The 19,085-nt window shown below is 48.2% G+C and carries 15 protein-coding genes and 1 pseudogene; 6 read left to right on the top strand and 10 right to left on the bottom strand.

Annotation, left to right across the window (positions count from 1 at the left end; all coding sequences use genetic code 11):
* Window positions 1–117 precede the first annotated feature (117 nt).
* The 4 genes from RDN79_RS16455 to RDN79_RS16470 all read right to left on the bottom strand — a co-directional run bounded on the left by RDN79_RS16455 (window position 118) and on the right by RDN79_RS16470 (window position 6,594).
* Window positions 118–1,029 (bottom strand): nucleotidyltransferase, encoded by a 912-nt coding sequence (locus RDN79_RS16455; protein ID WP_298549823.1) that lies wholly within the window; start codon window positions 1,027–1,029, stop codon window positions 118–120.
* A 150-nt stretch (window positions 1,030–1,179) separates the two neighbouring features.
* A complete protein-coding gene (locus tag RDN79_RS16460) occupies window positions 1,180–2,718 on the bottom strand; it encodes an alpha-N-arabinofuranosidase (protein WP_298549821.1) in 1,539 nt (512 codons plus the stop codon).
* 104 nt (window positions 2,719–2,822) lie between these two features.
* Window positions 2,823–4,244 (bottom strand): glycoside hydrolase, encoded by a 1,422-nt coding sequence (locus RDN79_RS16465; protein ID WP_298549820.1) that lies wholly within the window; start codon window positions 4,242–4,244, stop codon window positions 2,823–2,825.
* Window positions 4,245–4,254: 10 nt separating this feature from the next.
* Window positions 4,255–6,594: a beta-galactosidase gene (locus RDN79_RS16470; protein WP_298549819.1), complete on the bottom strand. Its 2,340-nt coding sequence runs from the start codon at window positions 6,592–6,594 to the stop codon at window positions 4,255–4,257.
* A 159-nt stretch (window positions 6,595–6,753) separates the two neighbouring features.
* Between RDN79_RS16470 and RDN79_RS16475 the strand changes: the two genes are divergently transcribed.
* From RDN79_RS16475 to RDN79_RS16495, 5 genes are all read left to right on the top strand, one after another.
* Window positions 6,754–8,796, top strand: a complete 2,043-nt coding sequence (locus RDN79_RS16475) for a M13 family metallopeptidase (protein WP_298549817.1) — start codon at window positions 6,754–6,756, stop codon at window positions 8,794–8,796.
* A 98-nt stretch (window positions 8,797–8,894) separates the two neighbouring features.
* Complete coding sequence (locus tag RDN79_RS16480; protein ID WP_298549816.1) at window positions 8,895–9,146, top strand: hypothetical protein; 252 nt, start codon at window positions 8,895–8,897, stop codon at window positions 9,144–9,146.
* 91 nt (window positions 9,147–9,237) lie between these two features.
* Entirely contained in the window at window positions 9,238–10,194 is a 957-nt protein-coding gene (locus RDN79_RS16485) for a site-specific integrase (RefSeq protein ID WP_298549814.1), read from the top strand.
* A 679-nt stretch (window positions 10,195–10,873) separates the two neighbouring features.
* The gene (locus RDN79_RS16490; protein WP_298549812.1) at window positions 10,874–11,635 is read left to right on the top strand and encodes a DUF4469 domain-containing protein; all 762 of its coding nucleotides are present in this window, start codon (window positions 10,874–10,876) and stop codon (window positions 11,633–11,635) included.
* Between the two features lie 150 nt (window positions 11,636–11,785).
* The gene (locus tag RDN79_RS16495) at window positions 11,786–15,259 is read left to right on the top strand and encodes a hypothetical protein (protein ID WP_298549811.1); all 3,474 of its coding nucleotides are present in this window, start codon (window positions 11,786–11,788) and stop codon (window positions 15,257–15,259) included.
* A 186-nt stretch (window positions 15,260–15,445) separates the two neighbouring features.
* Here the strand turns inward: RDN79_RS16495 and RDN79_RS16500 are convergent, their stop codons facing one another.
* Window positions 15,446–15,850 (bottom strand): type II toxin-antitoxin system VapC family toxin, encoded by a 405-nt coding sequence (locus RDN79_RS16500; protein WP_298549810.1) that lies wholly within the window; start codon window positions 15,848–15,850, stop codon window positions 15,446–15,448.
* Window positions 15,850–16,107 carry a hypothetical protein gene (locus RDN79_RS16505; protein ID WP_298549809.1) on the bottom strand — a complete coding sequence of 86 codons (258 nt, stop codon included), beginning with the start codon at window positions 16,105–16,107 and terminating at the stop codon, window positions 15,850–15,852. Before RDN79_RS16505 ends, RDN79_RS16500 begins: the two co-directional genes overlap by 1 nt.
* A 102-nt stretch (window positions 16,108–16,209) precedes the next feature.
* Between RDN79_RS16505 and RDN79_RS16510 the strand changes: the two are divergent.
* A pseudogene (locus RDN79_RS16510) lies at window positions 16,210–16,924 on the top strand (DUF5020 family protein).
* A 31-nt stretch (window positions 16,925–16,955) separates the two neighbouring features.
* On the opposite strand, the gene RDN79_RS16515 reads toward RDN79_RS16510, so the two are convergent.
* The 4 genes from RDN79_RS16515 to RDN79_RS16530 form a co-directional block, all read right to left on the bottom strand.
* Window positions 16,956–17,894: a calcium/sodium antiporter gene (locus tag RDN79_RS16515; protein ID WP_298549807.1), complete on the bottom strand. Its 939-nt coding sequence runs from the start codon at window positions 17,892–17,894 to the stop codon at window positions 16,956–16,958.
* Window positions 17,895–18,080: 186 nt separating this feature from the next.
* On the bottom strand, window positions 18,081–18,272 hold the full coding sequence (locus RDN79_RS16520; RefSeq protein ID WP_298549806.1) for a hypothetical protein: 192 nt from the start codon (window positions 18,270–18,272) through the stop codon (window positions 18,081–18,083).
* Between the two features lie 32 nt (window positions 18,273–18,304).
* Complete coding sequence (locus tag RDN79_RS16525) at window positions 18,305–18,511, bottom strand: hypothetical protein (protein WP_298549805.1); 207 nt, start codon at window positions 18,509–18,511, stop codon at window positions 18,305–18,307.
* Between the two features lie 107 nt (window positions 18,512–18,618).
* On the bottom strand, window positions 18,619–19,023 hold the full coding sequence (locus RDN79_RS16530; protein ID WP_298549803.1) for a hypothetical protein: 405 nt from the start codon (window positions 19,021–19,023) through the stop codon (window positions 18,619–18,621).
* Between the last annotated feature and the right edge of the window lie 62 nt (window positions 19,024–19,085).

Raw genomic sequence — 19,085 nt, forward strand, 5'->3', positions numbered from 1 at the left:
TTTACACGGATAAATTTATTATCTTTCCGTGTAATCCGCGTAATCCGTGCCTAAAAGATCGTGATAAAGGAGTTCTGACACACCTCCTTCTTAGTTATTGGACCTGATTTTGTTTGCTTAGAACAATTTGTCAGGATATTCGCCTGCATTGACTAATGCCTGGATCTTGTCTACCACTTCCTGGCGGTCTTCCGGATAGGTGACGCCGAACCATTTGCTGGCAGTATCTAATACTTCGACCGTTGCGGTCTTGTCATTGATCAGCTTGTCGACCATCAGCGGAATGAAGAATTCGCTCTTCAGGTTTTCCATGTTCTTCGGATCGCTCAGGAAAGTCTTGAAGAATTCCTGGCTGTAAGCGAAGTAATCAGGCGTGAAACCCCAGAAGTTCATGCTTACCGGAGTCGTGTCGGGAGTTGCCGTCCATTCGCCGTTGTCGTCGATGTACTTGACTTCTCCGTCGATACGCTGGATCTTGGTACGTTCGACAACCGAAGTCAGCAGGTTGTTTGCATCCGTGCTACAGATACCGCGTGATACCGTACCGCTTTCGCTCAATGTGTTGCCTACGCGGAAACCTACCATCGAGTACACATTCTTGGAACCTTCGGGCAGGGAGGCCAGGAATTTACCCATGACCTGGAAAGAGTCGCGACCGTAGAAGTCGTCGCAGTTGATAACGGCAAACGGTTCTTTGATCACGTCGGCGCCCATCATGACGGCATGGTTCGTTCCCCACGGTTTGGTGCGTTCTGCCGGGCAGGTGAATCCTTCGGGCAGGTTGTCCAATGCCTGGAATACCAGTTCGCAAGGAATATGACTTTCATATTTGGAGAGGATTTTGTCGCGGAAATCCTGTTCGAAATCTTTACGGATAACGAAAACGAGTTTGCCGAAACCGGCGTGAATGGCATCGTAGATGGAATAATCCATGATTGTTTCACCGTTTGGACCCAGTCCGTCCAATTGTTTCAAGCCTCCATAGCGGCTTCCCATTCCGGCAGCCAGTAAGAATAATGTAGGTTTCATAATCTTTAAGTTTATATAGTGTTTTTGTTTTCTTCGGACAAAAGTAGGAAATAAATATGATTTTTGATTTATGATTTATGATTTATTCGTTTACACCTGACCAGATGCCACAAACAACGTCACGTTCAATCATAAATCAAAAATCATCAATCATTTCACTTCCAACACGACAATCGATTTGGCAGGCAGGTTGATCTTGAGCTGCCCTTTTTCGATTTTCGCACCGTTGAAGGTGGCCGGTTTGACGGCATCCGGTTTCTCAAAGGTGTTGTGGTCGTTGATGGAGGCGGAGGTCAGGATGCGTCCTTTCACGCTGCCGATCTTTTGTCCTTGCAGGTCGAGGGTGATGTTTTGGGCGTTGTCGACATCGACATTGGCCAAAGAGATGTGGATGCCCCCATCCTTGTCCTTGGAGGCGGAGGCGCTTACCATCGGCACTTCGCGATCTCCGCGCACTTTGGCCTTGTCGCAGATCAGGTCCATCGGCAGGAAAGTGGCGTCCTGGTGCACGTTGTACATCTGGAAAACATAGTAGGTCGGCGTGAGCAACATCTTCGGGCCGTTCGTCAGGATCATGGACTGGAGCACGTTGACGATCTGGGCGATGTTGGTCATCCGGACGCGGTCGGTATATTTATGGAACACGTTCAGGGTAAGGGCTGCCACGAAAGCGTCGCGCATGGTGTTCTGCTGGAACAGATGGCCGTTGATCGTGCCCGGCTCTTCGTCCCACCAGGTTCCCCATTCGTCCACCATCAAGGCGATCTTCTTCTGCGGGTCGTATTTGTCCATGATCTGGATGTGTTTCTTGACGACATCTTCTATTTCGAGGCATTTGCCCATTGTCCAGTAGTAGTCGTCCTTGTTGAAATCCGTCGCCGATCCTTTGCTGCCGTTCCATCCCGTCACCGTGTAGTAGTGCAGGGAGATGCCGTCCATGCGGCCGCCTACGTTTTTCATCAGCGTCTCCGTCCAGTTGTAGTCGTAGTCGCTGGCTCCGCTGGCAATCTTGAAAAGGCGGTTGCCGTCGTAATTACGGCAGTAGGTGGAGTAACGGCGGTAGAGGTCGGCGTAGAATTCGGGGCGCATGCTTCCGCCACATCCCCAGCTTTCGTTGCCGACACCGATGAATTTGACTTTCCATGCCTTGTCGCGTCCGTTCTGCCGGCGCAGGCGGGCCATCGGGCTGTCGCCTTCCGATGTCATGTATTCGACCCACTTGGCCATCTCTTCGACGGTTCCGCTCCCGACATTGGCGCTGATATAAGGTTCGCATCCCAATAGTTCGCAGAGGTTGAGGAACTCGTGCGTACCGAAGCTGTTGTCTTCGATCGTGCCGCCCCAGTTGTTGTTCACCATCTTCGGACGGTTTTCTTTCGGGCCGATGCCGTCCATCCAATGATATTCGTCGGCAAAGCAACCGCCCGGCCAGCGCAGGTTCGGGATCTTCAGGTCTTTCAAGGCTTGGAGCACATCGTTCCGATACCCTTGCGTATTGGGTATATCGGATTCGGGACCGACCCAGAGCCCGCCATAGATGCAGGTTCCGAGGTGTTCGGCGAACTGACCGTAGATATGTTTGCTGATCTGTTGGTTCCCCTGCTCCGGATAGATGCGGATACTCGCGTCTTTCTGGGCGAAGAGGGGGAGTGCGGCGGCTGCCATTAGGCTTACTAATACTGTTTTCATGTTATTTTTGTTTACTATGTGTTGTTTGAATGAAAGTTATGTTTTGTTTGAATGAAAACTATGTTTTGAACTTGGGAAACCTGTCGTTTTGTAACGGGAACGGCTTATTTCAGGCCGATCACGAATGTCGTCAGCGACTGGGCGGGCCGGATGTAATCCAGCTTTTTCCCTTTGGCTTCGACAGGCCGGAAAGACCGGCAGTCCTCCGTTTCGCTTGTGCGCCAATTACCGACGGAAGCAATTTCGCCGGAGAACTTGTTCAGGTCGATGACGAAAGGACGTTCCGTTCCGGTCGTGTTCAAAACGGCGATGACCAGTTCTTTTCCCGTAGGGGAGAGGGCGGCAAGCGCCTCGGCGTTTCCTGTTTCGATAAAGGTGTAGCCTTGTTTGAAGAAACGGGTGATCTGCATGCGGACATACAGGTTTTTGATCGCCTTGTATTCCTGTGTCTTGAAATTGCCGCGCAACACGCACCATTCGTTGTTGCCTTCTTCCATCAGCTGCCAGTCGAGCCAGGCTTGCGGGCGCATGATCCGCATGTCGTCGAATAGCTTGCGGGCGAGCAGCAGGTTGCTTTCCAGTCCTTGCCCTTTGCCGGGGCCTGTTTCCGACTGCCAGAAGGGTTTGCCGGATTGCCGGACGAGCCTTCGCACTTCCTCCCGTTCGGCGTTCGTGCCGGAATAGGTGTGGGTGTTGAGTTGCCCCAATTTATCCCAGATGTCGCCGGCTGCCTGATAGGCTTTCTGAACGGTCAGGAATTGCCGGAGGTTGGTTTCGTCGGAGGCCGACAGCACGGTGTTGAGGCCCGTGGCTTTCAGCTTGGGAGATAGCATCCGGATGATTTTCATCTGGCTTTCCGGTTCGAAGTGGCAACCTTCCTGGCTTCCTTCCGCATACCAGTAATCGGAAAAAGACTCGTTGAAAGGCTCCAACGTCTTGAAATCGATCTGGTAAGCTGTTTTGTAATGCTTGCAGACATCTAACAGGTAGTCGCAGAACATCTCGTAATATTCCGGTTTCAGGTTGTCCTTCAGCGGGTCTGCATTTCCGGCGGCGCAACCGCTGTAGGTCATCCAGTAGGGGGCGGAGTTGGAGAATGCTTCGAAAACGGCATCGGAGCGTTTTTCTTTGATCTTCAGGAGGATCGTACGCTGTCCTTTATCCGCTTCCCAGTTGTAGGGAGCGGTGGGGGAATCTTTGAATCCTTCCATTTCCGCCCGTTTCCCTTTTCCTTTGACCATGTGGCCGTCTGCATGTGCCGGATCGTCGCCCCCTCCGATATTGTAACGGAAGATGTTCATGTTGAGTTTGTCGGGAGAGGTGATCAGGTCGACGATCTCGTCTACTTTCTCCTCGTCCCAGTTTCCGACCTGGGCGGCCCACCAGCAAAGGGAACTTCCCCAGCCTTCGAGTTGCTGGTAACGTTGTGCCGGATCGATTACGGCAAGTTCGCTTTCCGTCGCTTCCGCCTGTGCGAACAGGGGAAGCGCGACGGCTGCCATCAAACTTATGAATGTGTTTTTCATGTCTATCGATTTAAAACTTAAACGGTTTTGTCTTGGCATATGCCTTGTACTCTTTGATCATTCCCGGATAACCTTCTTCTGCGCGTGGCAGGTAGCGGAAGCCGGAGATCGTAACATCCTCGCGCAGATCGATTACGACCTGATGCGGGTATCTGTCTCGACGGGCAGTGCTCCAATAGGTCGATTCCTGCAGGTCGAAAATCTTATCGGCTGTGAAGTTGCCCCCCTGTGTCTCTTCACTGTCGGCATACGCGATCTGCCAGTGCTGGCGGGAGAGCGGTTTGCCGTTTTCACCCAGCAGGTAGAACTCGGCGATGGCTGCATTGTCTTTGCCATCCTGGGAATTCAGCGCTTCGAGGCAGAAGAAACGGGCTTTGACCGGAACGTCGAACTTGACTTCCTGCCATCCGTTGCCGGCTTTCAATGCACCGGCGGCAACCGGCTTCTCGTTTTTGAGGTCGAGGTTTTCACCCTCTTTGCGGTGCGTCAAAGGGGCTTCGGCGCGTAGCATATCCAGGATCGGTTTGTCCAGGCCTTTGATCGCCGCCTTTTCCGGGCCTAACAAGTCGAGGACGATAATTTCATTTTCGCCTTTCTTCAACCAGCAGCCCGGCATGAAGAGCGTTTGTTGCGGTCCGATCTCCCAAAAGCGGCCCATCGCTTTCCCGTTTACCCAAACCATGCCTTTTCCCCAGGTCTGCATATCGAGAAATACGTCGCCTGTTTCTTCCAGGTTGAATGTCGCACGGTAATAGGCCGGTCCGTCTGATTTCTTGCCCGGAGCGTATTTTTTGTCTTTTACGAACGGATAATCGACAGGGAAGTTGTACACCTGCCAGTTCTTCAACTCTTGGGTGGAACCTTCATTGAGCAGCTCCACTTTCTCGGTGATCCCTTTGCGGTCGTGGATCGCTTTGTCGAAGTTGACGCGTCCCATAGCCTCTACCAGGATATCCAACTGCGTTCCGGCTGCCAGTGCGGGCAGTTTCAGTGAGTTCTCGCCGCGGCGACGGTCCAGGCGTCCCAGGAGTTTTCCGTTCGCATAGACCTGTGCCCAGTCATGTACTTCCGTGATCAGAAGGGTTGTGCCGGCTGTCACGGCTGGCAGGGTGGTCCGGTACAGGATCGTTCCCCAGCCCTGGTCGAACTGTTCCATCGGTTTGATGTTTTCGGATGTCTTCGGCTCCGGCAGGTTACCGAATAAAGGAGCGACCTCCTTTATCTCGAATTCGGGTATTTCGATGATCGGTTTTGCTGCCGGCACCTCTGACTGTGTCTTTCCTTCGTCCATATAACCCGCGAGAAGTTCACGCAATTTGAAATATTTGGGCGTCGTCCATCCTGCCTCGCTGATAGGCGCGTCATAATCGTAAGAGCTGCACATGGCCGAGTAGGCTGGGCTGTTGGCGCCTCCCCAATGGCCGAAAGTCGTTCCTCCGTGCGTCATATAGAGGGAAAACGAGATGTTGCGGTCGAGCATGTCCTTAAGGCCGGATACCATCGTCTCCGCATCGCGTGTTTCGTGTTTGCGTCCCCAGTGGTCGAACCAGCCGCTCCAGAACTCACTGCACATGAGCGGGGTGTTGGGGCGTACCTCTTTCAGTTTCTTGAATTGTTCGTCGATATTGGCTCCCGTGCCGAAATTGACGGTCCATACCAGGTCGTCGAGGGCATTGTTCTGGAAGTTGGAACTCCAGTCGCACTGGAACAGGGGAACGTCTGTAAATCCTGCTTCCTTCACGATATCGCGGATGTTGGCGATGTATTCTTTGTCCGTTGCATAGGAACCGTATTCATTCTCGACCTGTACCATAATGATATTGCCTCCTTTTGTGATCTGGAGGCCGGCAAGCTGTTTTCCGATTTCATTCATGAACAGTTTGGTCCGTTCCAGGAAATAAGGATCGTTGGTACGCAGTTTGATATCTTCTTTTTTCAGTAACCACCAGGGCAGTCCTCCCATTTCCCATTCGGAGCAGACGTAAGGGCCGGGGCGTAGCATGATATACATATCATATTTCTGAGCCAGACGGCAGAAAGCGGCAATGTCGTTCTGCCCGCTGAAATCGAATTCGCCGGGTTTTTGTTCATGGATGTTCCAGAATGCATAGATGCAGATCGTATTCATGCCAAGTGCTTTGCAAAGTTGGATGCGGTGCTCCCAATATTCGGCCGGAATACGGGTGTAATGGATCTCCGCGGCTTTGATCACAAAAGGCTTTCCGTCTAACAGGAATGTTTTGTCGCCGATCGCGAATGTGTGTTCTCCTGCCGGCTTTTGGTTGCAGCCGGAAAAGACAATAAGAAACAGGGCTATCAGCCAGGTGGCTGTGTGCTGTAGGTACTTCATGATATAAAATTAGTTTATAAATATTTTTCCGGGGATAAAAGTACATAAATTACACTTATGTGCGGGTATATTTATAGTTCATAAAGGGAAAAATATAGTTCCATTTGCCTCGATTTGTGTACCTTTGCCAAATAAATGAATGATTAAACGTTGAACAAAATGAAAAAGTTAATGGTGATACCGCTTGTCGCCGCCGGAATGGCCGCAATGGTGGGATGCAGCAAGACCCCTGTGAAGGAGGCTGCGAAGAATGACGCTATCAATCTGGCAAACCTGGATACAGCCGTGGCTCCGGGGACCGATTTCTACCAGTATGCTTGTGGCGGCTGGATGAAAAATAATCCGCTGAAACCGGAATATGCCCGTTTCGGCACTTTCGACCAACTCAGGGATAACAATCAGGAACAGATCCGTATGCTTATCGAAGGCCTCAGTGCGACTCCGCAAGAAGAGGGGAGCGTCGGACAGAAGATCGGCATGCTGTTCGCGATGGGGATGGATAGCGTGAAACTCAATGAAGACGGCTATGCCCCGATCAAGGGCCAGCTCGCTGAAATCAACAAATTGGGTACGAAGGACGAACTGACCAAGATGGTGGCGACCCTGCATAAGGAGGGGATGGCTCCTTTCTTTGCCTTGTATGTCGGGGCCGACGAAAAGAACAGTTCCATGAACATCGTACAGTTATACCAGGCCGGACTGGGTATGGGGGATCGCGATTATTACCTGCTGGAAGACGAAAGCAGCCAGAAGATGCGTGAAGCCTATAAGAACTATATTACCCGCCTGTTTACCCTGATCGGAAGTTCTCCCGAACAGGCCGATGCCGCCGTCGATGCGATCATGAAGATCGAAAAGGGCATTGCCGAAGTTTCTTTCAGCCGCGAAGACCTGCGCGATTCCCGGAAGAACTATAATAAGATGTCTATCGAGGATTTCAAGGCCAAGAACGATCCGTTGAACTGGGATGTTTATTTCGAAAGCATGGGAATGATGGAGATCAAATATCTGGATGCGAAACAGCTCTCGTTCTACGAAGGTCTGTCTGCCTTGATGAAGAACACGACTTTGGATGAACAGAAATATTACTTGACATTCAATTTGCTTAGCTCTGCCGCTCCTTACCTGAGCGATCCGTTTGTCGCTGCCGATTTTGATTTCTATGGGAAGACGATGTCCGGTCGCCAGGAACAGCAGCCGCGTTGGAAACGTGCTTTGTCTACGGTCAACGGCGCCTTGTCGGAAGCTGTCGGCCAGATGTACGTGGCTAAATACTTCCCGGCTTCTTCCAAAGAAAAGATGTTGAAGATGGTCGGTGACCTTCAGAAAGCCTTGGGCGACCGTATCGCCGGGCTGGAATGGATGAGCGATGCTACCAAGGCGAAGGCGCAGGAGAAACTGGCTGCCTTTATCGTCAAGATCGGTTATCCCGACACATGGCGCGACTACAGCGGCCTGGAGATCAAAAACGATTCTTATTGGGCGAACGTACGCCGTTCCAATATCTTCGAAGTCAATTATATGTTGGCGGACGTAGACAAACCGGTCGACAAGGCTCGTTGGGGAATGAGCCCGCAGACGGTAAACGCTTATTACAATCCGACGACGAACGAGATTTGTTTCCCTGCCGCCATCCTGCAACCTCCCTTCTTCAATCCGGAAGCTGACGATGCCGTGAACTATGGGGCTATCGGTGTCGTGATCGGCCACGAAATGACGCACGGATTTGACGACCAGGGACGTAACTATGATAAGGAAGGCAACCTGAACGACTGGTGGACGGCTGAAGACGCCGCTCTCTTTACGCAACGTGCCGACCGTCTGGCTCAGCAATACAGCGATATCATCGTGGTGGACAGTGTGCATGCCAACGGCCGTTTCACTTTGGGCGAAAATATTGCCGATCAGGGAGGTTTGATGGTCGCTCATCTGGCTTACCTCAATTCTCTGGAAGGAAAGACACTGGCCCCGATCGATGGTTTCACCAACGAACAGCGTTTCTATCTGGGCTACGCCAATCTCTGGGCACAGAACATCCGTTCCGAAGAAATCCTGCGCCTGACGAAAATCGATCCGCACTCATTAGGCAAATGGCGTGTCAACGCCGCCCTCCGCAACATCGATCCTTTCTACACCGCATTTGATATCAAAGAAGGCGACCCGATGTACATGTTGCCGGCTGACCGGGTGGTGATCTGGTAAGGTGGAAAATCCGAATTGCGATAAAGAATATCCTGGTATAAACTGTTTTGTATCAGGATATTTTTTATCTTTGTTCAAAATCTATAAAAAGAATTGATATGACAACCTATGAATTAAATTCGCGTCGTGAAAGTGTATTGCAGCAAATGGCTGAACTGCTCAACAATGAAGAGGCGATAACCAAAGCCGAACGTTGGATAAAAAGAATGTATCATGCCAAAGCCGAAAACTATCCTTTATCACTTGATAAAAAAGCTCTTAAGAAGGAGATAGAAGAGGCGGAAGACGATATAATCCATAACCGCTGTACATCGCACGAAGATCTTCTTAAAGAGATAGAAACATGGTAGAAAAAAAAGTAACCAAAATCCAGTGGACATCCTTTAGTAAACCCCTCTTTCCCCTTCTTTGTTGTATCTTCATTTAAAAACAGAAAGAGATATGAAAAAGAAGAATGTAAAAAGACTAACGTCAGTTGTTCCGGTGTTTCCTTATATGGATAAGCTGATATGCCGGAAACGACTGGCCGGGAAAGAATCGACAGCCGATCTGTATCGCGCTTCCTGCAACTGGCTGCGGAAGTTCAGGGGAGGCTGTCAATTGCTTTTCTCCCACATCACTCCCTCGCTGGTAGACCACTTCTGTAGTTTCCTCAATTCGCAGGAGCACCTGGCTACCAATTCAATCAACAGTTACATTAGCAATTTCCGTGCTATGTATAATACCGCTATCCGTGAAAGTATAATTTCCCGGCCTGCCATCCACCCGTTTGAGCACCTTACCCTCCACCCGGAAAAGACGGCGAAACGTGCCGTCCGCCTGGAAACAGTCAAGGAGATAGCCGGTATGGACTTGAAGCACGACCCCGGCCTGGCTGCAGCCAGGGACTTCTGTCTCTTCTCCTTCCTCGGTTGCGGAATCCCGTTTGTCGACCTTTCCCATCTGACGCATAATAATATTGTAGGGGAAGAACTGGTGTACAACCGTATTAAAACCGGAACATTTATCCGGGTTCGGATCACGCCGGGGATGAGGCATATACTGAATAAATATGCGTCGCCTGAAAGCCCGTATCTGTTTCCCGCCCTTACGCTGATAGACGAGAAATCATCTCATGAAGCCTATAAGCGCGATTTGCGGCAGTACAACCGTAACCTTCGGATTCTTGGCGAACGCTTAGCCGCTCCGGTGTCCCTGACCTCGTATGTCTTCCGCCATACCTGGGCGACGGAAGCCCTTCGGAAGCATATACCGGTAGCAGTTATCAGCCAGGCGCTCGGCCATACGTCGGAGAAAACGACGCGTAATTATCTGGCCGCCCTCGACCAGTCGGAATTAGATGCCGCAAACAGGATGATCACACAGGAAATAGATGGGGTGATGGGGGCGAGGGCGTAACCCTTATTTGCGATATAAGGGAAATCGGATTCTAAAATATCTAATACCGGTAAATATTATCTATTCTGAAAAACCGAACGGAACAAAGATAAACAAATATTCATGAAACAAAGACAAACTTTTCTGCTTATATTAGGTGGACGGCTTATTTTATGCCTATGCAAGGGAAATCCTTTTCATTTAGAGGTTCTGTGGTTGCTGTTTTCAATATAACTTTTAGACATACTCTACTTCATTAAGGATTTGTTTGCCAATAAAAGGGCTAAGTAAAGACATAACAGATTGGGATATCCGAAATTGAATATCCAATTCGATGGCGGGTAAATGCTGATTTGTCGGTGTGTTTCTATTGCTGGTGTCTTAGGTAGCAACGATGCCTTATACCGCAGGCTCTCTTTTGCCGTCTGCTGAAGCAGACGGTTTAAAAGGTTTGGAGGCAAAGCCTCTTCCACTGTGGACTTCAGTCCCTTTCATCTATTGTATTTAAAGGGGTTAAAACCCACAGAGGAACCGGCAAAGCCGGAACAATCATCTATCCGTCTGCTGAAACAGACGGCAAAAGAGAACCTACGGCACAAGGTGCAGCCTTGTCTGTTAGTTCACCGGCAAGTCAGCATTTATCTTCTCCCTTATATCGCAAATAAGGGTCAACCTAATTATTCATTTAAACCATACAATCATGGCAGAAGAAATTATTTTAAGTGCGGATCTGTACAACAATGCTGTTACGGAGCGCACGGACGATTATACCGCCAAGCCCCGTGTGACGGGAGCGGTACGGAATCGTCAGGTTGCTGAAAGGATTGTTGCCCGGGGATCCGAGTTTAGGGTCGAGACGGTCGAACACATCCTTAATATGGCTGATCAGGAGAAGGTGTTGGCTATCGCCGAAGGAAGAAGCGTGATAGACGGAGTCGGTCAGTTTCTCGTAAATATCATAGGGTCCTTTATCGGTGAGAAAGCTCCTTTTGATCCAGCTAAACACAAGTTGGGGGTAACGTACACAATCGGTAAATTGTTGCGTGAGACTTTGAATAAAGTTAAAGTCGTCACTTACAAGGCCACTACCGGCCCGGTGATCAACGACGTTATCGACTCTACTACCGGCGAGATGAACCAGCAGTTGACTTCTGCCAGTGCCGCCATCATTAACGGCGAGAATATCAGAGTTTCCGGTGACGATGCCGCTAACGGCGTATTCTTCACCAAGACAGGCGGCGAGCCGTTGAAAGCAACCCTGTTGATCCACAACAACCCTTCGCAACTGACCGTCCTTATGCCCGCAATGGAAGATGGCGAATACACCTTGAGTATCACCACCCAGTACGGCCACGGCGGCAAACAAGTCAAAGAACCTCGTACCTACACCTTCCCCACACTGCTTTATGTTGGCAATAAACCCGGCGGAGGCGGCGAAGAGGAACGTCCAGGCGAGCTCTAAAAGCGAGCCTGTCTCCCTAACGTTGGAGAGGGCGTCTCCCCAACGTTAGGGAGGCCTCCTCTCCAAAGGCAGGGAAGCTGCCTCTCCAACATTGGAGAGGCGGTGCGCCTAACAAATGTTAAAATAACGAACCGTTAAAGCATATAAAAAATGAGGAAACAATTACACAACAACGTAAATCCAGCCCGGATAGCGATGGGCTGGATATTTATTTTCGTCCTGACTCTCATGCCAGGAAAGAGCTGGGGACAAGAGAAGCCGGACGAACCACCTACTAATGAAGTGAGTAATACAGAAGAATTGCAAGCGGCATTAGATTATGGGCATGAAAAAATAACGATAAAACAAAGTTTTGCAATTTCGGGAACGGTCAGTATTAATCATGCTGTCCAGATAGAGAATGCAGCTCTGAATTGTAATCCTGAACATAACTTCCCTTTATTCTCAATAGTATCAGGAGGCGCATTAACTTTAAACCATGTACATATTACAGGAGGGGATGGTACTCAGAACGCCTTTTCCTTTGTTGTGGGTTCAGGAGGGAGCTTAGTGTTAAACGGTTGCGAAATAACCAAGGCTGGCAATGTCTCTGTCTCAGGGCAAATGATGATGAACGGATGTGCCATTTCCGGCAATAACATGGTAAATGTTTGTGCCGGCGTGTTAGTCAACGGAGGAGCACTTACGATTACGAATAGCCGCATTGAGGGTAATACGACAACCTTGACCGATTACAAGGACGTCCATACCTTGGAAGCTGGGGTTACGGTAAACGGCGGAAGTGTCGCGTTGAGTGGTGAAGTATGTGTTTCAGATAATATAGTAAAGATCTCGTTCCCTAATATCGAAAAGCCGATAGGAATGTCGTCTGGTGGGATTTTCCTGTCGAAAGGGAAAACTCTCGATATTGGTTCCATGTCGGGCAACAGCCAGTGTGGTGTTTCTCTTGAAGACGGGCATAGCGGCGTTTTCGCGGCAGGGAAAGCAACAGAGGCTCATCTGAATTATTTTACAAGCGTTTATGCGGATGCCACTAAGCATAATAAGGTGGCTTTGGAAAATGGAAACTTAAAGATGCTTCCGATGGATTGGCATGACTATCTCCAGTATTTTGCAAAATTTTCGGAGAGCGACCTGGAGATTTCCGAGACGACCTATACCGTTAAAACGGCGAAAGGGCTGGCATGGGCTGCCTGGTTGGAAAAAATAATGGTAGAGAGAAAATTATATAATGGGGATCCTCCTTTTATCAATATATATCTGAAAAATGACCTGGACCTGAAAGCAGGAGCAGAAGAAGCAGGTCTTGTAAATATCGACTGGATGCCTTTTGTAAAGCTCTATGGAAATTTGCATGGAGAAGGGCATACCCTTTCAAATGTGGTTATGAAAGAGCCGGAAGATTGGGTTATCATCGGAGGTACAGGTTTTATTTCCAATCTTGACGGGACGGTCAGCGATCTTTCTTTGACTGGGCTTGACCTGGAGGTCCGTGATTCGAAGATGGGAGGTTTCGGTGGAATCATCGGGGTGGTGACGAGCGGTGGAATTGAAAATAGCAGTTGTACCGGAACGATTCGAATAAATATCCAAAACTACACTACTCCTATAGATGTCGGCGGGATTGCCGGAGCATTTTTTTCCGTCAGCAATATTAAATCCTGCTGGAGCGACGTGGAAATGGTCGTAATGCATAGCGGCGGCGTCCTGGCAGGAGGGATTCTGGGGAAATCGCTTAGCTGCCGATATCCTTCGGGTGTCTTGAATTGCTATTCTGCCGGTTCTGTCTCGGTAACGACGACCGGTACGGATGCGGAGTGCAGCCTCGGCGGTATAGTAGGATCGGGGCAAGATGTCACGGTGAAGTCTTGTTATTCAGTTACTCCGATTTATGTGGAAGCATTGGGCGGAACTCCTGCGATCTCTGTCGGCGGTATAGCCGGTTTTCTTAAAAAAGAGAGCTTGGATGCGAGTTATAACGTTTCGATTGAGTCCTGTCTGGCCCTTAACGATGGGAAGGTTGACAAGGCTAATGCTGGTATCTATGTAAAGGCTTCTGCGGATGGCGCTCTTAATATCCACCGCATAGTCGGCACGAGCGATGAAGAGGTGCTGAAGGATAATTATGCGATGAACAAATTGTTTATGAAGAGTAAAACCGGTGATTCGGAAAAGACTTATACTCCTGCCGAAGTTTATTCTACCGGGCGGGACGGTTCGGTTTGGACACATCAGTTGACTGTTGCTCCGTTTAAAGATTGGGATGTGGCTTGTTGGGATATTTCAACAAGTGGAGAACGCCACCTGCCCCTTTTGAAAGCATCAGGCAACCGATTGCCAAACCAGCAGGAACGCGTGTTGCCTAACCCTTCCGGTTTGATCGGTTTCCATTTTAAAGTGGGTGATGGCGGAACTGATACGATCCCGAATTTTGCAGAGGCTGATACTATATATCGTATTTTGCTGCCTAATACAACGTCTCTTCCGGTGGTAATAGCCTTGACCGGAACGAATGACGAAGGTACTGATAAAGACGTTATCAACATACAAATGACGGACAGCACTGTTGCCGAGGTGTTCGAACTGGTGATCTCAAATGGAGAGAGGAAGAAGTTTAAAGTTATATTTACGATTGCACCGGCCGAACTTCCGTCTAAACCGATATTGCCGGATTTGCCATCTACGGCAGAAGATGCACCTTCACATCCTGTTGCCTCTATTCCGGATAAAGATGCTTTGCCGGAAGGTATTGATGTGGCAAAAGTGAATCTTGTCTCTATTCCGGCTAAACCTTCTGGAGAGCAACAGGCAGTTATTGATAAAGCCCTTGCCGATAAAGGGCTTGCTTCAGAGAATGCTGTTGTTATGGATATTAGTTTGATGGTCAAAGATGGAGATATCCATACTGCTATCGAACCGGTAAAAGGAAAGTCTATAGATATTTTAATTCCCTATCCTGCAGGGACAGATATGAATGATACTTTTACTTTCATTCATTTATTGTCGGATAACACAGTAGAGGAACTTACTCCGGAAAATACGCCTGCCGGGTTAAAGCTTCGTGTTTCCAGTTTTAGTCTTTTTACCTTGGTTTATACGAAAGCAGACAATCCAGATCCGAATCCACCTTATATCCCGCCTGCCGTTACCTATTACACCGTCACCCTCCCCTCTGTCGAAGGTGTCACCCTGAGCCGGAAAGCCGGAGACTACACGGTGGAAGAGGGCTATAGTTTCTCTTTCGGCCTGACATTGGATGAAGGTTACGGCGCTTCCGTCCCTGTGGTGAAAGCTAACGGTGTGGAGATAGCCCCACGTGAGAGCGACGGCAAGTATGTCATCCGAAATATAGAGGAAGACATCCAGGTAACCATCGAAGGCATCGTGAAAGACGATCCTACGGCGAATGCCGTTATCGATGGGGGGAACCGTATTTATGCCGTTCGGAATATCGTTTATATTGAAAGCCCTGTCAAGGCAGAGGCACAGGTCGTTTCTATCGGCGGGCGTGTTATCCGGCAATTGCATCTCCAGCCGGGAACCAACCGGGTGGAAGACCTGCAAGCCGGCGTTTACGTCATCCGCCTGTCCGACGGACGGAATGAGAAGGTGAGCGTCCGGTAATTTGAAGTAGAGTATATATATGAAGAAGGTGTGTCAAAACTACCTTGTTCCCGCGCTTGACGCGGGATCGCATGAAAACTGACCGTATAAATATCTGATTGATAAGGCCTGTTCTTTTGCGTCCCCGCGTCAAGCGCGGGGACAAGTATATTTTGACACACCTCCTTTATTCAGGTAAAACGGTAATTAACGCTTCGTCCAGTTTTCAATCATAATTCCTGAGAGTCGTTTCAGATGTTTCACGTTATCTGTCACCATCGTAAGATGATTCATGATGGCGGTACAACCTATTAGAATGTCAAAGTCATCGATCAGATTGCCCTCTCTTTTTAAGCTTGCTTTTATATCTCCAAATAAAGGTAATGTCTCCGATACTGGAATTATTTTAAATCTGTCAATTATAAATGTAACATCTTTCAAACGTTCTTCTTTACGACCACTATATGAAGCTCCGAAGTATAATTCGGCAAGAGTTATTTCCGAGATATAACAATTCTCAGGTTTTACTTTTAATATCGTTTCCCGTACTCCGTATTGATTTTTCAACATCGAAATACATATATTAGTGTCTAACAAATAGCCTTTTGTCATTAGAGATCGATTATTTTTCTTGTTTTATTACTGGTTCTGCTTTCTCGAATGAGCTTGATTTCTTCTTCTGCCGGTATGTCGTCTTCCCAGGCACCGGAAAGTGTATTGAAGAAATCTGAAGAATGAGATACAGACTTTGCTGATATCTTTTCTTTCAAGGATTCAGAAAGTTTGCTGATTAAATCAAGTTTTATATCCGGACTTAACGGCGATAATAATTTCATATACCACTCCGCAGGAGTCAATGTTGTTGCCATAATATTTCCTTTTATTTGATGCTGCATAGCAAAAGTAACAATAAATAGAATATATCTTTGTAATTTTGCACCTTTCTTTTATACATTAACAACTCGGATAAGATGAAAAAACTTTTGGTGCTGGCGGCTTTGCTGGCGGTTGTTTGTTGTGGGGAGGCGCAGAATGTGCAATTGCATTATGATTTCGGGGGTGCGCTTTATGATAAGGATCTGGACGGGCGTCCGGCGCTGACCTCGACGGTGGAAATGTTCAAGGCGGATAAATGGGGGAGTACCTATTTCTTCGTCGATATGGATTACACCAGCAAAGGCGTTGTTGCCGGCTATTGGGAGATTGCCCGTGAGTTGCGTTTCTGGCAACCGCCTTTTTCCATACATGTCGAATATAACGGGGGAGCGTCGAATCGTTTCTCACAATAACGCCTACCTCGGCGGTGCGACCTATACCTGGAACGCCCCGGATTTTACGAAAGGTTTCACCCTTGCCGCCATGTATAAATATATCCAAAAACATCAGGAACCCAACAACTTCCAGCTGACGGGAACCTGGTATATCCATTTTGCCAAGAACGGCCTTTGCACATTCAGCGGTTTCGCCGACTGGTGGAGGGAACGGACCGATTATGCGGACGGCAACCGCCGGAACTTCATCTTTTTGTCTGAACCCCAGCTTTGGGTGAACCTTAACAAACTGGAACATGTTGATGATAAGTTCAAGCTAAGCGTAGGAAGCGAGGTCGAGCTGAGCCAGAATTTCGGTGCACGTAAAGGGTTTTATGCAATTCCGACACTGGCGATTAAGTGGTCATTCGATTGATCTGGTTGGAAATGCTGAAGAAAAAATGCCGTCAGATGGTATCCCGAAGCAGCCAGAACATGTAAATCACATAAAGGAGAATCAGGACGAACCCTTCTGTCCGGGATATTTTTTGCCCGCTTTTGACCAACGGCAATAACAGGGTGGAGATGGCGAGCATGACCAGCAGGTCGATGTCGTTTATATTTTTGGCCTCGATGGGGTGTATAAGCGAGCAGGAACCGGCTATGGCCAGCAGATTGAATAAGTTTGAGCCGACGATGTTCCCGATGGCAATATCCGGCTTGTGCCTGGAGGCCGCGACGATAGAGGTAGCCAGTTCCGGCAGGCTTGTCCCGGCGGCAACGACCGTAAGTCCGATAACCGCTTCGCTCACTCCGAGCTCTTTGGCGATGGAGACCGCATTGTCCACCAATAACCGGGAGGCGAAGACCAGGACGACCAGGCCGCCAATGATGGCCAACATGTCGATAGCCCAATGTTTAGGTTGTTCTTCCAGTTCCAAGTTGGGCCCTTCTCCGTGTTTGCGGGAATAGAACAGACAGAATAATGTGTAAATGATGATACCTGTTAGGAAGAAAAAACCTTCCGTCCGGCCCAATGTCCCGTTCCAGAAAAGGAGGGTGAGCAGTATGGTTGCGATCAGCATGACCGGGATATCGATTCGGAGCAATTGTTTCTTTACCTGAAGCGGGCAAATGGTTGCTGAAATTCCTAATATGATCCCGATGTTGAAAATGTTCGAACCGACAATATTCCCAATAGCTATATCTCCCTGTCCGTTAAGTGCGGCATCCAGGCTTACCGCCAACTCCGGTGAGCTTGTACCGAATGCGACAATTGTCAACCCGATTACTAATGGTGAAATTTTGGCTTTGAGGGCTAAAGCGGAACTCCCCTGAACCAACCAGCCGGCCCCTATGTAAAGAGCAACCAGCGAGAGAATCAATAACGTTAAACTTGTTATCATGGCTTCTTCTTCCTTTATTAGTTTGTTAATCGATTAAAATGTCTTGCTTCCTGTTGCCCGGCAAAGATTATTGCCGTGACCAAGTGAACAGCAAGTTGTTTTATAGGCAGAAAAACGTACCTCGGAAAACCTCGGGTCACCCCGAAGTGAACAACAGGAAGCTTTATAGACATTCAGTTAGGGTTGTTAGGAATAACTATTGGCTTCCTGGCGCAATTGAACGACCCGTAAAGCAATCATTGCTAAACTCAACAGGGCAAGACCCCCCATTGTTATTTCTTTTAATAACATATTGGAAAAGTCTGTTGTTCCAACTAATACCAGAATAATGAATGACAACATCATGGTTGCATCCACAAGATCTTTATTTATTTTCATGTCCGTACTTTTTTAGGTTGTAAAACGATTCTTTATTTTTCATCAATAGCCGTTTCTTCCGTGGTGGAAGGAGTGCTGAGGCCTCTCATGATGCCATACAGGCCTACACCGAGTGCCCCCATAACGATCACCAGTTTCAAATAGTCGTTCGGAATGATGGAACTGCAAGCGAGTACGCAACCGACAATAGTAATGACAATATAAATATAGATGCTGATTTTATTCTTTTTAGTAGACATAATTATTTAATTTTTAAGTGAATAATAAATTGTTTGCATTTGGAGAATGCAATAAGGAAACGGTATGGAACAAATATCCCATACGCAACATGCTTATTCACTTACAATCAAATAATGATTTTCCGCAGGCCATACACATGGTATCCCATGCGGCAAAGGAGGGTTGAAAAGTTAATGGTTTGACATATTGTTACCTCTTCGGAAACTTTCCGGAGAAGATCGATTTCTTTCAGGCGAAAATATTGGATTGTCCTTTCTTTAATCTTCAGTAACCGTATGTTTAAGGTATTGCTGACATTCTGGATGTTTCTGCGAGGGGTCAGGCAATTGCTTCCTTTCAGGTCATTGCTCAGGATTTCCAGGTTATGCTGCATGTCGGCAGTCCCTTTTTCCATCATAACAGCCTCTTTCTGCGCCTGCAAATCAGGCGTAGTATTGTTGTTCTGTACGTCTTCGGGTACAAAGAGCAACATACCGAACAGCAGAGTCAATATGAATAGGAAATTCTTCATGCTGCAAAGATATATGAATTCTTGTGTAAAAAACAAATATGTGCCCTTTTTGTTTTTATTTT

It is taken from the genome of uncultured Parabacteroides sp., assembly GCF_902493135.1.
In the GTDB taxonomy this organism is placed as follows: Bacteria; Bacteroidota; Bacteroidia; order Bacteroidales; family Tannerellaceae; genus Parabacteroides.